The organism is Paenibacillus sp. J31R109 (assembly GCF_059692055.1).
This window is the reverse complement of the sequence record NZ_JCAUAR010000024.1, coordinates 1-13,507: the sequence shown is the minus strand read 5'-3', so window position 1 is coordinate 13,507 and position 13,507 is coordinate 1. Positions and strand designations below refer to the sequence as shown.

General features: G+C 45.3%; 16 protein-coding genes and 1 rRNA gene. 4 read left to right on the top strand and 13 right to left on the bottom strand.

The window, feature by feature from the left end; translation table 11 throughout:
• The first annotated feature begins 255 nt into the window (after nucleotides 1-255).
• Both AC58QT_RS32135 and AC58QT_RS32130 read left to right on the top strand, forming a co-directional pair.
• Complete coding sequence (locus AC58QT_RS32135; protein WP_497412562.1) at nucleotides 256-999, top strand: ABC transporter ATP-binding protein; 744 nt, start codon at nucleotides 256-258, stop codon at nucleotides 997-999.
• Nucleotides 996-2,246: an ABC transporter permease gene (locus AC58QT_RS32130; protein WP_497412561.1), complete on the top strand. Its 1,251-nt coding sequence runs from the start codon at nucleotides 996-998 to the stop codon at nucleotides 2,244-2,246. The genes AC58QT_RS32135 and AC58QT_RS32130 overlap by 4 nt, the downstream gene beginning before the upstream one ends.
• Here the strand turns inward: AC58QT_RS32130 and AC58QT_RS32125 are convergent.
• A complete protein-coding gene (locus tag AC58QT_RS32125) occupies nucleotides 2,229-2,996 on the bottom strand; it encodes a TatD family hydrolase (RefSeq protein ID WP_310502546.1) in 768 nt (255 codons plus the stop codon). The genes AC58QT_RS32130 and AC58QT_RS32125 overlap by 18 nt on opposite strands.
• A gap of 72 nt (nucleotides 2,997-3,068) precedes the next feature.
• The gene (locus tag AC58QT_RS32120) at nucleotides 3,069-4,346 is read right to left on the bottom strand and encodes an HD domain-containing protein (protein WP_497412560.1); all 1,278 of its coding nucleotides are present in this window, start codon (nucleotides 4,344-4,346) and stop codon (nucleotides 3,069-3,071) included.
• A gap of 365 nt (nucleotides 4,347-4,711) precedes the next feature.
• Between AC58QT_RS32120 and AC58QT_RS32115 the strand changes: the two genes are divergently transcribed.
• Nucleotides 4,712-4,966 (top strand): AbrB/MazE/SpoVT family DNA-binding domain-containing protein, encoded by a 255-nt coding sequence (locus AC58QT_RS32115; RefSeq protein ID WP_028557356.1) that lies wholly within the window; start codon nucleotides 4,712-4,714, stop codon nucleotides 4,964-4,966.
• A gap of 253 nt (nucleotides 4,967-5,219) precedes the next feature.
• Here the strand turns inward: AC58QT_RS32115 and rsmI are convergent, their stop codons facing one another.
• The 10 genes from rsmI to AC58QT_RS32065 all read right to left on the bottom strand — a co-directional run bounded on the left by rsmI (nucleotide 5,220) and on the right by AC58QT_RS32065 (nucleotide 12,562).
• Nucleotides 5,220-6,107: a 16S rRNA (cytidine(1402)-2'-O)-methyltransferase gene (rsmI, locus tag AC58QT_RS32110; protein WP_497412559.1), complete on the bottom strand. Its 888-nt coding sequence runs from the start codon at nucleotides 6,105-6,107 to the stop codon at nucleotides 5,220-5,222.
• A 46-nt stretch (nucleotides 6,108-6,153) separates the two neighbouring features.
• A complete protein-coding gene (locus AC58QT_RS32105; protein WP_497412558.1) occupies nucleotides 6,154-6,915 on the bottom strand; it encodes a tRNA1(Val) (adenine(37)-N6)-methyltransferase in 762 nt (253 codons plus the stop codon).
• A gap of 71 nt (nucleotides 6,916-6,986) precedes the next feature.
• Nucleotides 6,987-7,331, bottom strand: a complete 345-nt coding sequence (yabA, locus tag AC58QT_RS32100) for a DNA replication initiation control protein YabA (protein WP_497412557.1) — start codon at nucleotides 7,329-7,331, stop codon at nucleotides 6,987-6,989.
• A gap of 60 nt (nucleotides 7,332-7,391) precedes the next feature.
• Entirely contained in the window at nucleotides 7,392-8,195 is an 804-nt protein-coding gene (locus AC58QT_RS32095; protein WP_056618027.1) for a PSP1 domain-containing protein, read from the bottom strand.
• A 1-nt stretch (nucleotide 8,196) separates the two neighbouring features.
• Entirely contained in the window at nucleotides 8,197-9,174 is a 978-nt protein-coding gene (holB, locus tag AC58QT_RS32090; protein WP_310502551.1) for a DNA polymerase III subunit delta', read from the bottom strand.
• Nucleotides 9,175-9,204: 30 nt separating this feature from the next.
• Entirely contained in the window at nucleotides 9,205-9,651 is a 447-nt protein-coding gene (locus AC58QT_RS32085; protein ID WP_310502552.1) for a YaaR family protein, read from the bottom strand.
• A 33-nt stretch (nucleotides 9,652-9,684) separates the two neighbouring features.
• Nucleotides 9,685-10,014 (bottom strand): cyclic di-AMP receptor DarA, encoded by a 330-nt coding sequence (gene darA / locus AC58QT_RS32080; protein ID WP_056618038.1) that lies wholly within the window; start codon nucleotides 10,012-10,014, stop codon nucleotides 9,685-9,687.
• Between the two features lie 45 nt (nucleotides 10,015-10,059).
• Nucleotides 10,060-10,716 (bottom strand): dTMP kinase, encoded by a 657-nt coding sequence (gene tmk / locus AC58QT_RS32075; protein ID WP_497412556.1) that lies wholly within the window; start codon nucleotides 10,714-10,716, stop codon nucleotides 10,060-10,062.
• Nucleotides 10,717-10,737: 21 nt separating this feature from the next.
• The gene (locus AC58QT_RS32070; protein ID WP_497412555.1) at nucleotides 10,738-12,249 is read right to left on the bottom strand and encodes an aminotransferase class I/II-fold pyridoxal phosphate-dependent enzyme; all 1,512 of its coding nucleotides are present in this window, start codon (nucleotides 12,247-12,249) and stop codon (nucleotides 10,738-10,740) included.
• A 112-nt stretch (nucleotides 12,250-12,361) separates the two neighbouring features.
• A complete protein-coding gene (locus tag AC58QT_RS32065; protein WP_497412554.1) occupies nucleotides 12,362-12,562 on the bottom strand; it encodes a sigma factor G inhibitor Gin in 201 nt (66 codons plus the stop codon).
• Nucleotides 12,563-12,698: 136 nt separating this feature from the next.
• On the opposite strand from AC58QT_RS32065, the gene AC58QT_RS32060 reads away from it, so the two are divergent.
• Nucleotides 12,699-13,226, top strand: coding sequence for a hypothetical protein (locus tag AC58QT_RS32060; RefSeq protein ID WP_497412553.1), 528 nt, complete (start codon nucleotides 12,699-12,701; stop codon nucleotides 13,224-13,226).
• Between the two features lie 173 nt (nucleotides 13,227-13,399).
• Here the strand turns inward: AC58QT_RS32060 and rrf are convergent.
• A 5S ribosomal RNA gene (gene rrf / locus AC58QT_RS32055) occupies nucleotides 13,400-13,507 on the bottom strand; the annotation flags it as partial.

Below are 13,507 nucleotides of genomic sequence, written 5' to 3'. Positions count from 1 at the left end.
AAAGTATATTACGCTGTTAATCTCAACCTGTAAAGGGATTAACACCCGTTAAAAAGGGCTAAATCAATTAAATTTTGATTATTTTTCGAATATAACCCAATTATATCTACATTTTTCTAACTATAACGTACGTATACGCTATTTTTCATAGTATAATGACCAAAACTAGGCTAAAAATGCAAATTTGTTTATAATGATTCTGGAAGTATTTGATTAAAAAATACCAATAATTTGCTATTTAGGGAGGCAATTGAGATGGGGCCCATCTTGCAAGTAAACGCTTTATTCGGTGGATATTTACCCAATAAACCTGTTCTTCATGATCTTACCTTTTCCATTCGTCAAGGTGAAATGATGGGATTGATCGGACTCAACGGTGCAGGTAAAAGTACCACCATCAAAAATATACTTGGACTGCTTCAACCGCAAAAAGGATTCATTCGCATTAACGGTTTAACGTTAGCCGAAGATCCATTACCTTACCGTGCGACGTATGCGTATGTACCTGAAAGTCCAGAGCTATACGAAGAGCTTACGATACGCGAACACCTTGAATTAACGGCCATGGCTTACGGCGTTTCCAAGGAGGATTACGAAACCCGTTCCCAATCCTTGTTAGAACAGTTCCAAATGAAAGACAAACTGAATAGCTTTGCGAGCCATTTATCCAAAGGGATGAAGCAAAAGGTCATGATCATGAATGCCTTCCTGATCGAGCCCTCTTTATATATTATCGATGAGCCGTTTCTCGGACTCGATCCTTTAGCGATTCGTTCCTTGCTCGAATTGATGGTTAAAATGAAACAAAAAGGTGCATCCTTTCTCATTTCCTCACACATTTTGTCTACAATTGAAAAATATTGCGATGGCTATGTCATTCTCCACAAAGGGCGTATGGTAGCTCAGGGAGATTTAGTCGAATTACGCGAACAAACCAAGCTGCCTCAGGCGTCATTAGACGACATCTTTTACAAGCTTGTTCAAGGAGACATGGCATGAGTCACTTATCCGATAGTACACATGCATTTAACACACATGCATTATGGAAGCAGCGTTTCCAACATTATATGAAGGAATCCATGGGGTATTGGCAGTATGCTGCACGCAGCAACTTTATTGGCTTCTTGTTGTTTCTTGTCATCGTTTCTTCCTATTATTATGCAAAAACATTACAGCGTCTTCCGACAGATTATCCCTACCTGTGGATTGTCCTGCTCGTGCTCGTTCCACTCATTGCTTCGAGCTCTATCCGAACGCTGACTCGCAGTGCTGATCGCATGTTTCTATTACGGATCGAACATGAAATGGGTGCCTATTTTCGAAGCAGCTTTCTATATAGCTTTTCGTTGCAGGGCATTTGGTTATTTCTCGCTTGGGTCACCTTAAGCCCCCTGTATAAGCACTGTTTAGGCACGGAATCACAGCCATTTTTACTTATGTTAGCTCTGTTGCTTCTATTAAAAGTAGCGAACCTATTAGCGAGTTGGCAGGAAGGAAGATTTGCTGCTGAACGAACAAGGGTGATATCTGTCTGTTTTCGATGGATCGCCACTATCGCTTTAGTTACAATCCAATTTCACTACAGCAGTTTATGGGCAAGCCTTGCTGCCATCATTCTTGTATTCGTTTGGCTGATTGCATTCCGAAACGTAGCCAAATATGTGATTGGATGGGACTACCTGATTGCCAAAGAGAAGCAGCAACAAGCTAGACTCTACGCCTTCTTCAACTGGTTCGTAGATGTACCTCAATTGCCAACGCGAATAGCCCGCCGAGGATGGATCAGCGGACTTACCCGATTGATTTCATTTCGACAGGATTCGGCGTTTCTCTACTTATATATGAAGACATTGATTCGCACTGAGTTATTCGCCATTGTGCTTCGACTGACCCTAATCGGCGTCTTAGCTATAGCTGTTGCAGACTCCACTACTGCGCGAAGTGTCATCCTGCTCATTGCGCTGGCCATCTCGATGGTTCAGCTTACTTCATTAGAACGTGCACATCGATATACATTCTGGCTCGATATGTACCCTTTGGAAGCACAAGCTAAAGCTGGCTCCCTTGCTTATATCATCTGGTTAACACTTACCCTGCAGCTAGTCATCCTGACGATTCCATTTATGATAGGAACCCCTATCTTGTATCTCCTAGTTCCCTTGGTAAGTCTGGCCCTTATTTCTTTCGCGTCTGGCGTTGTGCTTCGCCGAAAGTTCAAGAAAAATGCCTTACTTGAGGCCGAGTAATCGTATCGCATTATTCGTCGTAATCTCAGCGATCTCTTCCAGTGACATCCCTCGAATTTCCGCGGCAGTTTCAGCCACTAAGCGAACATAACCTGTTTCGTTGCGCTTACCGCGGAAAGGATGGGGCGTTAAGTACGGAGCATCCGTTTCGATGAGTAGACGATCAAGCGGAACTTTCGCCAAGACTTCTTTCGGTTGCACAGCATTTTTGAACGTAACTGGCCCACCAAACGAAATATGGAAATTCATATCCAGACATTGCTTTGCTGTTTCCCAGCTCCCTGAAAAACAATGCATAATACCTCCGACTTCGGCTGCCTTCTCCTCTTTGAGAATCGTCAGAATGTCCTGATGCGCATCTCGATTATGAATCACAATCGGCATGCCCAACTTTCGCGCAAGACGAATTTGCTCTCGAAATACCCGCTGCTGAACATCCTTCGGTGACTTATCCCAGTAGTAATCCAGACCGATCTCCCCGATAGCAACCACTTTCTCATGCTGACATAGAGACTCAATCCATTCTAGATCACCAGGCATCATATCAATAGCATCAACGGGATGCCAACCTACCGTCGTATAAATAAAATCGTATTTCTCAGCTAACTCAATGGAGCTAGGAATCGTTTCACGATTGAAGCCGACATTCACAATTCTCGTCACGCCTGCTTCTAGCGCCCGCTGAATGACTTCCTCTTGATCATCTTTAAATTGTTCGGCATTTAAATGTGTGTGTGAATCCGTTAGCATGACTGTTCTCCCTTATGTATCTGAATATGTTTTGTGTTCCATTATCATTTTGAAACCTCTGATTGACCTCACTTAATCTTGCTCCCCCAACATCTCCCATACATCTGGATAGTCTTCCGCATTCAAACGCTCCAGGAGTTCCTCAGGATAGTACACATGATGCTTACCCATTTGGAAGCCGCTAATTGACTTCACAATCTCCGAGCGTTGCGTGATCTCCGTTAAATTGTCCTTATGATCTAATAAAAGGATTGGCAAATTGTCATCATTTTCACCAGCTCTGTACACGTCATAAGATTGATTAGAAGGGAAATCAATTTCCATATAGTAAGTCGGGTCGAAGCCAACCTCTTGCATTACTTTTTCCATTCGCTGAATGAGCTGCTCCTGAGCGCCATCAAATGTGCTGTACTTGTACAATTTGCGATCTAAGAAACGCTTGCACATATCCCCTAGCATACCATCCTTTTCTTGACTCCAAAAGGTTAGCATCGTTTGCATCACAGACTCATCGAGCAGCAAATAATCATCTAAGGAAATGCGATTCTGAATGAGATGAAGGATCGGTTCAACCATAAAGCCGAACGTATAGCCTTCTTCATATAAATGCTTAGCACGCGCAAATACTTTATGCAACAAAATTTCTGCACTTCGGGTCACGGGATGGAAATATACCTGCCAATACATCTGATAACGAGACATGAGGTAATCTTCTACAGCATGCATACCGCTTTCTTTGACCACAATATGCCCTTTGTACGGCCGAATCACCCTAAGAATCCGCTCCAAATCGAACGTACCATAATTTACTCCTGTAAAGTAAGCATCACGCAACAAATAATCCATACGGTCCGCATCCAGTTGGCTGGATACCAAGCTCACCACAATTTCTTCGCTATAGGATTTACAAATGACCCCTGCCACCTTTTTCGGAAAATCAGGTGAGACACGACTCAACACTTCATTCACTTCGGTATCTCCTAGCACAATGCGGCAGGACCAGTCCTCATGTCTTGTACCAAAAGCCTTCTCGATAGAGTGAGAAAACGGTCCATGGCCCAAATCATGCAATAATGCTGCGCATAGACAGAGCAAACGCTCTTCCTTCGGCCAATCCTCATAGTGATTGCGTTCGAATTGCGAAATAATTTTTCGCGTAACCTCATAGACGCCAAGCGAGTGAGAGAAGCGACTATGCTCAGCGCCATGAAAAGTTAAATAGGACGTACCCAGTTGACGAATACGGCGTAAGCGTTGGAATTCCTTTGTATTAATTAAATCCCAAATCGTTTCATCTTGCACATAGATGTACTTATGAACGGGATCCTTAAACACTTTCTCTTCTTTCATGTGGCATAGCCCCCTTAGTATGTTAAATGTTTTCGACATATTCGACATACAACCCTCTTTCATGTCGATTATTGTCGATTTACAAATTCCAATTTATTAACGAATTTAGATAAAATTTTTCCAATACTTCTCACATACTCAAAAATCAAAATTATGTAATATATCACTTACAACCCCTTATTCTTAGCGTGATTACGGTTTTTTTACCTGTCACAGAAATGAAAAATTTGAGGAATTCGCCCTCTGTTTTCAGCGAAAATATGGTTGACTATTTTGGGAATCGTTGGTATCATAAGTCATAAGCAAATGTCGAAACATGACGATCTTGATTAAAAATTGATAAAATCGAAAGGGGTTTTATATATATGATGAAATCTACAGGAATTGTTAGAAAAGTGGACGAACTAGGACGCGTTGTTATTCCAATTGAGTTGCGCCGCACTTTGGGAATTGGCGAGAAAGACGCTTTGGAAATATATGTAGACGGCGAGCGCATCATGTTGAAGAAATATGAGCCTGCTTGTATCTTCTGTGGCAATGCGGAGAATGTTTCGTATTTCAAAGGAAAAATTGTTTGCCATATTTGTTTAGCAGAAATGCCAACACCTGTGACAAAATAAGAAAAGTAGTATATAATAGAAGTAGCACTTATCCTATTGGTAATTCTAACCTTTTTCATATCTCCTTTCATCTCTAACTTTGTTGGCTTCGGCCACGGGTTAGAGATCTTTTTTTGTCTTTGCCAAAGAAGACACCTAGCACACTGCTGTCTAGGCTGAAAGTTTAAGAAAGAAGTATCCTATATATGTAAATGGATCCGGCCCCTGAAGGGGCCTTTTCCTTTTTTATGCTTATTAGGCCGAGCTTAGCACTTTAGCGCTCTAGCAGCGCATTATATACATCCCGTTTCGATAATCCACGATCCGTCGCAACCAGCTTCAGCGCCTCCTTGCGATCGATCCCTCGGTCCTCATAGTGGGCGACATGCTCGCCGAGCGTCTTCGCCTCCCACCATCCATCCGCCGCTTCCTGCACAGCTGCGTCGGATGCGCCTTCGGCGATAATGCAGTACTCGCCCTGCGGCGGGTTCTGCTCTAGGTGCGCGAGGCACTCTGCAATCGTGCCGCGCAGGAACTCCTCGTACCGCTTCGTCAACTCGCGGGCGAGGCAAACCCTGCGCTCCGCCCCCCACACTTCTGCCATGCGCAGAAGTGTTTTCTCCACGCGGTGCGGCGATTCATAGAACAGCAATGTGTCTTGCACATGCTGCAGTCCTTCAAGCAACTTCGTCCCATCCTTTTTCTCCCTGGGGAGAAAACCGACGAAGGCAAATCGCTCTGTCGGCAGGCCTGATGCAATCAGCGCCGACAGAGCCGCATTCGCGCCAGGGATGGGCACCACCGGCACGCCCTCGTCTACGGCCATCCGCACCAGGTCATAACCTGGGTCGGATATGGCCGGCAAGCCGGCATCGCTGACTAGCGCGATGCTCTGCCCTTCAAGCAGCAAGCGGACCAGCTCCGGGCCGCTTGCTTGCTTGTTGTGTTCGTGATAGCTGACCAGTCGCGTCGCGACTTCGAAGTGGGTCAGCAGCTTGCGTGTTTGCCGCGTGTCTTCGGCGGCAATCAGGTTCACTTCCTTCAGCGTGCGGATCGCGCGGAAGGTCATATCTTCGAGGTTGCCGATCGGCGTGGCAACCAGGTATAGCGTGCCTGCACCGCTAGGATCCTCGCGGTAGCTCTTCTGTATCGTTACACTCACAGTTAAATCCCTCATCACTTTATAATTAGTTATACAGCTAGCCTCTCTACGAGAACTCCAGAGAACTCCGCCCGCCATAGTAAATCTCTTTCAACTCTTGGCAGTATTCCTCGTTCTCCGTGTATACGATTAGAGGCGGCAGCGTGCGAATCTCCGGCTTTCCATCTTTCATCCCTTCGATCAGCACCATCATCGCTTCCTCTCCCGCACGTGCATGCACATAACGGATTCGTTTCGGTTCGATACGGTACTGTCTCATCAGACAGATGATGTCAACTACACGTGTCGCACGATGCACCATGGCTACTTTCCCGCCTGCTTTGACTAACCTTGCGCTCGCCGCAACGACATCCTCTAGCGTGCAATGGATCTCATGACGCGCGGCTGCAAAATGCGCATTACTATTCTGTTCACCATTCGGCACAGGCAGATAAGGCGGATTCACCGTGACGGCATCAAACTGTCCATGTCCCAGAGTTTTATGAATGGTTTTCAAATCCCCCTGCACCATGTGCAACCGCTCCGATAGATCGTTAATGTCCGCATTACGTACGGCCATATCTGCCAACCGTTCCTGGATTTCGACGCCCCAGATGTCCGCTCGTGTCCGTGTTGATAGCAATAGGGGGACCACGCCATTACCTGTACATAAGTCTATGATTCGCCCCTTTGGCGGAACACTGCTAAACCTCCCTAGGAGTACCGCATCCATCGAGAAGCTGAACACTTCGTCACTTTGGATAATTTTCAAATCATATGTCAATAAATCATCAATTCGTTCAGTCGGTAGTAAGGGAACTTGCTTCATACGTCTTTCCTTTCTCTATGTTGCTTATTATGGAAAAAAACCGTAAGGGATAACCCCTACGGCCAAACGTCTTATTTATTTAAAAAGGATAAGCAAAACAAACAATCGCCCTCGGTCCGAAGGTGTCCATAGTACACATTGCAAATATGAAATCCTTCATTGTATAAGCGGGTTAAATTATCATATCCGGCTCCAGGCAACTGTACCGGTTCGTCATCAGTATTCCGTATCGGCTCCTCGACCACCGTTTCCTCTTGGCGGATAAGCTTACGTAGTTGCTGATTCTCTATGCTTAATCTCTTATTTTCTTCGATGAGGGTAATAATCCGTTTCTTCAAGGCACCTAATTCCGCATACGTGGTACCCATTCTTTCTTCGATCCCATCTATTTGTCCAAAAATATCTTGTTTATCCACGCTTTCACCTCTAGTGCCATGCATGCTTACTGGCCAGCGCCTCCTTGGATCCTCGATCTTCTATTCCTGTTCAACAACATCATCGAATGGTAGATCTAGCGCTTTCCCAAGATCAAACAATTGAACCTTTGCCGTGCGTTCTTTAATATTAAGCCCTAATACCTTCCCACTACCAAAAGAAGTTATAACCAAACGACCAACTGTCGGCAGCGAATCTTTGGCACTTTCATAGTTATCATGTTCATATTTCAAGCAGCACATTAATCTTCCGCATAACCCTGAAATCTTCGTTGGATTCAAGGAAAGATTCTGATCTTTCGCCATCTTAATGGAGACTGGCTCGAAATCACCTAAGAAGGAAGAACAACATAGAATTCGCCCACACGGACCTATGCCACCCAGCATCTTCGCTTCATCACGCACACCAATTTGACGGAGCTCAATTCTTGTCCGAAAAATACTCGCCAAATCCTTCACAAGTTCGCGGAAATCGACGCGTCCCTCAGCCGTAAAATAAAATATAATTTTATTTCGATCAAAGGTATACTCTACGTCCACTAGCTTCATCTTAAGACTGTGGTCTTTTATTTTATCATGACACGTTTGGAAAGCGTCCTTGGCTGCTTTTTTATTCTCTTCAACCAAATCAGCATCCGTATCATCCGCAATGCGAATGACCTTTTTGAGCGGCAGAACCACATCATTTTCTTTAACAATCTTTTTGCCCACTACGACCTTGCCGTATTCTACACCGCGTGCGGTCTCAACAATAACGGCACTCTCTTTCTCGATCGGTAAATCAATGGGATCAAAATAATATATTTTACCCGCTTTCTTAAAGCGGACGCCAACCACTGAGTACATCTTACACCCCCTGCATCTCCACGAGCATTTTCTCTATAACCAGCTGAGAATTGGCATTGGAACGCAGTCGTTTTTGTAAATCTACGGCTTGCTCCATCATACGCACCCAGACTGAGACATCTCGACTTAACGCGAGGGAGCTCATCCAGTCTAGCTGGTCATTATATACAAGCTTGTCTCTGCGCTCAAGGCGCAACTGCACCATATCTTTAAACCAGAGAATCAATAAGTCGAACAACGTCGATACATGATCCGCAAGTTCTGTTTTCACAATCCGCTGTTGTACGGTAATCATGGAAGTAGGGAAACGTGTGAGCGTCTCCTTCGCTAATTGTAACATTACGGTTCTCATTTCTGCAAACCAATTTGCTGCAATTAAATCTCTCGCTGCTTGTAATCCTGCTGTTACATGTACTGCAGGCCCAACTAACGCTGCTGGAAGGCCTTCTTCCAACAGTGAGAGCACCATTTGCTCTCGCGCCATTGGTGTAAACTGGATCCACTGCGCCCTCGATTGAATCGTTGGCAGCAGGGCATTTCCGTTCTCGGTAATGAGTATCGCCACAACACGAGAGTTCGGCTCCTCCAGAAATTTCAACAAACTATTCGCAGCCTGTACCGTCATTTTTTCGGCTTGGTGCAGGACATATATTTTCGTACCCGATGCTGTTGCACGGTACGCGAACTCCTTTTGCAACTCTCGAATCTGCTCAATCTTTATTGAAGCGCCTTCAGGAGCAACCACATGGAGATCTGGATGATTCCCATGTTCAACCTTACGGCATTCCAGGCATTCGCCGCATGCGTCATCCGTTCCATTCTGGCAATAGATCGCTTTGGCGAGAGCTATGGCCATGTCAGAACGGCCTGTCCCAACAGGACCGCTGAAAATATACGCATGCGAAAGTCTATCTTGACGCAGTCCGTTCTGCAGCAGTCGTTTGGCTGCTGCTTGTCCCGGTATCGCTTGGAAGGACATTTATTACCGCCCCATTACACGCTTATATTTTTAAAATAACAAATTAATTAACATCCCTCGGATTTCTCCGATGCGATGCAAGATCTCGATCCGCCCCTGCTCATTCTCCAACAAATCATCGGCTAATAAGAGAAGCTCCTGATCGATTTCTTCCAAAAGCTTATATCGCTTCGAACGACCGCGTCGATCCCAGCCCTTCGTATCTCTTAAATTGACCCCTCGACGAGCCGTCTCCTCGAGAAACTGGCGAATGAGCAGCTTATACTGCAGCAGATCCCTGACCGTCATACCTCTGGACAAGCGATCGCCTTGAATCGTAATTTGCTGCACCATTTTGGCGAGTTGCTCCTGGGTGTACTTCTGATCATGCTGCTGCATAATGTCAGAGAAGTTCCGAGGAGCCATCTGTGGTGGAGGGACATTCTCTCCGACCTTAATATTTTTACCGATGGGCTGCAACCCCGGATTAATTTTCAAGACGCATCCATCCTTGTGTAGATCTGATTATGGTTAGAAATGCTCAAATCGTTCAACTGGCAAGACGAAAACGGCTGCCCCACCCACTTGCACTTCCACTGGAAATGGAATGTACGAATCGGTCGTTCCCCCCATTGGAGAAACGGGTGTTACTAGCTGCTCGCGGATTTTACAATTAGCTCGAATCACCTGCATCACCTCTTGTACTCGGTCATCTTCCGTACCAATCATAAAGGTTGTATTCCCTGCACGCAAAAATCCACCGGTACTTGCCAACTTCGTGGCGCGAAACCCTTCCTTAATTAAAGCGTTAGAGAGACGGTTACTGTCCTTATCCTGAACAACGGCTACGACTAGTTTCATAGGTGATGCCTCCTTATATTATAAACTAAGAATTGGTTTTCCGCTTTAAACGGAAATATGTTCCTCAAGTAACTGTTTACAATCCTGCCAAACATCCGCGGCTATCTGATCAACAGTTCGATTCGCATCAATCATAAGCACACGCTCTGGATGATCCGATGCAATTTGGTGGAAACCCTCACGTACTCTGCTGTGATAATCGACATTTTTCTGCTCAATGCGATCCAACTGTTGTGTGAACTCACTAGCACCAGCTCGCATACTTAATCGCTCTAAGCTCACTTCAACAGGTACATCCATGATATACGTCCTTGTCGCTTGAAGCCCTGAGCTAGCGTATTGGGAAATACGCTTAACCATCTCGATATCGACACCAAGACCATAGGACTGATAGGCCACACTAGCATCAATGAAACGATCGCAAAGAACAATACGACCTGCTTTCAAAGCTGGAAGGATCAACTCATGAACGTGTTGCGCACGCGATGCTGCATAAAGCAATACCTCTGCTTGATCCACCATCTCCTCATTCACAGGGTCAAGGATAATACTGCGGATTTTGTTACTAATAGCAGTACCACCAGGTTCTCTGGTCACGAGCACATCATGTCCTAACTCTTGCAGTTCCTGAGCAATCTTCTTAAGCTGTGTTGTTTTTCCGGAGCCGTCCGGCCCTTCAAACGTAATGAATATTCCGTTCACGTGTTCCTCCTGCATACTGCCTCACGAAGTCTCTTCGTGATCTGTGTATATAGTTAATTTGTACGTCTGTCCAAAATGGGTTCCTTGGAACCTGATGCCCTGGCTAGCCAAAAATACAAGTGCCTCGGCTACAGAAACCGTAATGATTTCACCTGGATATAAATAAGGAATACCAGGCGGATAAGGAATTACCATATCACCTGAGCGCTGCCCTATTGCTTCCTCCATATTAACCACGCGAGTCGTTGCTTGAAACACAGTGCGATGGTCAAACCGTATTGGCGAGGAGATGGGTGCGTAGGTGGGTAATTTAATTATATTCGAGATGGGCGCCTGAAGTTCCTGCTTATCGTCCCTGATGTCCAAACAAATGTTGCTCAAAACGTGTAGAACATGAAGCATATCCTCTCTGCGGGTAGCAGGGGAAAAAACGAGTAAAACCAGATAGCCATCTGTCATCTCTACAAAACAGCCTTCGGCTTCTAACCTATCCTTGAGCTCAGCTCCCGATATACGGTGATTGGGATCATAGATCGCTATTTTAAAAGGATCCGTCGTTTCGACGGCTCTCCTGCCGCTTGACTCCGAATATGTCTGTGGATAGTAACGAAGGCTTTGCAGGGCATCTACCCCTTCTCGAAATTCCTTCATGATCTGGAGTCCTTGTCCCAACCAAACATGACCTTCCGTGTGCATCCGCTTTCTCGCTAAGTCCAGCGATGCCATAATCGGGTAGGAAGGACTTGAGCTTTGAAGCATCGCCAACAAACGTTGGATTGCCTTTCTATCGATCCTTGGACCCTGTACATGGAGCATCGCCCCCATCGTCATTGCAGTCAGCATCTTATGCGTAGACTGCACAACAGCGTCTGCCCCTTGGGATAATGCGGAAGCTGGTACCTCCTCATGAAAGCCGAAATGCGCACCATGCGCTTCATCTACTAACAGCAGTTTTCCTGTCTCATGCATCAGATCCGCGAAAGGCTTTAATTCCGTGCCGACACCATAATAAGTAGGATTTGTTATCAATAATGCCTTTGCAGTCGGATACAGTTCCAACGCCCTTCTAACATCCTCAATATGTAAGCAAGTTGCAGCTCCGGTCTCTAAATCAACTTCTGGCGCTAAGAATACCGCTTGAGCACCTGCCAGCATGAGCCCATGAATGACCGACTTATGTACATTTCTTTGGACAAGTATCAGATCATCACGCTGACAAACAGCTCCGATCATCGCTACATTACCAACCGTGCTCCCGCCAATGAGAAAATACGTCTCCTCCGCGCCAAAGCACGCCGCCGCGAGCTGCTCCGCCTCCTTAATCACACCCTCTGGATGATGCAAATCATCCAGGCCTGTAATTTCTGTATAATCAATGGACATGACCGATTGTAGAAACACATTTCCTTCTTCCAATAGCCCCTGGCCTGATTTATGACCTGGTACATGTAAGCTAATAGACTTCTTATCGTGATGGGCAACCATAGCCTCATATAGCGGGGCTCGAGCCTTATCTAAATGTTCGCTGCACAAACAGATCAAACTCCTCGAGCTTCGTGAGCCACTAATTTTCGATTTACCCTTCTATAGTAGTGGATTGGCGACAAAAAAACAAAAAAAGCTTCTGTAAAAGAAGCTTCTCCTCTTAATTCATGTACTGTCTCGAATTCCCCATGTAAAATGCCTTCTTCATCTGACTCACATAAAACGAATACTTCTGATCAGACACGTTCGTTTTGACGATTTCTTTACTACAGTCATCACAAATGAATGCTGTAACAATGTGAATCCCGCCAACTCGTTGCTGCTCGCAAATCATACACAGTCCAAACCGGTTCTCCTCCATATGATCACCCCACGATCTTTTACGACTAGTATGTCCGATTCGCGATTCTCCTAAACTAGCTAAACGCTCATATTTTGGAAGGGAAATGCCGATAATACAAACATAACGCGTTACCGCGGTGCGGAGGTCCTAGTATATGTCAATCAAACAAGAATCCAACTTATCCAAAGAATCTACGATTTATAGCTATACTTTAATGAAGCGATTTTATCACTCTATATATAAAATAGTTCTCTATTATACATCTCTAATTCTGATAGTCTTCTATAAATTTGACTCCAGCCATTGGCTTCCGCTGCTTGTAAGTTACCCACTTGTGCTCATTTTTCACACTTTGCTTATTCGCGCTTATTTCCACTTTACCATTGGCATGGCGATGCGAGGTTGGTCTTACCGCTTCGGTATCTTCTGGTCAGGTTTCTTGCCTGAAGGCAATGCCTCCGTCCGTCTCGTCACCAAAGTACAGGTTCACCTGTTCTCCATTGGGCTGGCATTGATCCTTATCTTATATCCGTGGATACCAGGCACGTGGCTGGTTCACCTGACCATATTCCACTGCTGGATGCTGATCCCGAGGCTTTGGATGCTATTTCGTCTCCAACCTTACCGCAAGAGCGGGTTAGTGAAAATTTCGAGCAAGGAAACATCTTGTTACTTACAGTAACGATATATAGATGAGTTTTCTCCCGCTAATTTCGTTGATTTTGGGCTAGAAGTAAGAAAATCTCGAAATTAGCAGTAGGAAATCCAGCTAACCATAACATGGGTAGTCTCCGGTCACGAATTAATGCAAAAAAGAGCCTTGCTTGGAATAATCCAAGTAAGGCTCTTTCAATTGCTTGGCAACGTTCTACTCTCCCAGAACCCTGCGGTTCAAGTACCATCGACGCTGGAAGGCTTAACGGTCGTGTTCGAGATGGGAACGCGTGGATCCCTTCCGCCATC

Coding starts and splice junctions, on each gene's coding strand:
- AC58QT_RS32120 (WP_497412560.1), bottom strand. CDS start 4,346: ATGAAAGAAGAGAAAGTGTTTAAGGATCCCGTTCATAAGTACATCTAT.
- AC58QT_RS32060 (WP_497412553.1), top strand. CDS start 12,699: ATGTCAATCAAACAAGAATCCAACTTATCCAAAGAATCTACGATTTAT.
- AC58QT_RS32135 (WP_497412562.1), top strand. CDS start 256: ATGGGGCCCATCTTGCAAGTAAACGCTTTATTCGGTGGATATTTACCC.
- AC58QT_RS32065 (WP_497412554.1), bottom strand. CDS start 12,562: ATGGAGGAGAACCGGTTTGGACTGTGTATGATTTGCGAGCAGCAACGA.
- AC58QT_RS32095 (WP_056618027.1), bottom strand. CDS start 8,195: ATGTACTCAGTGGTTGGCGTCCGCTTTAAGAAAGCGGGTAAAATATAT.
- AC58QT_RS32105 (WP_497412558.1), bottom strand. CDS start 6,915: ATGAAGCAAGTTCCCTTACTACCGACTGAACGAATTGATGATTTATTG.
- AC58QT_RS32130 (WP_497412561.1), top strand. CDS start 996: ATGAGTCACTTATCCGATAGTACACATGCATTTAACACACATGCATTA.
- darA (WP_056618038.1), bottom strand. CDS start 10,014: ATGAAACTAGTCGTAGCCGTTGTTCAGGATAAGGACAGTAACCGTCTC.
- holB (WP_310502551.1), bottom strand. CDS start 9,174: ATGTCCTTCCAAGCGATACCGGGACAAGCAGCAGCCAAACGACTGCTG.
- AC58QT_RS32115 (WP_028557356.1), top strand. CDS start 4,712: ATGATGAAATCTACAGGAATTGTTAGAAAAGTGGACGAACTAGGACGC.
- AC58QT_RS32125 (WP_310502546.1), bottom strand. CDS start 2,996: ATGCTAACGGATTCACACACACATTTAAATGCCGAACAATTTAAAGAT.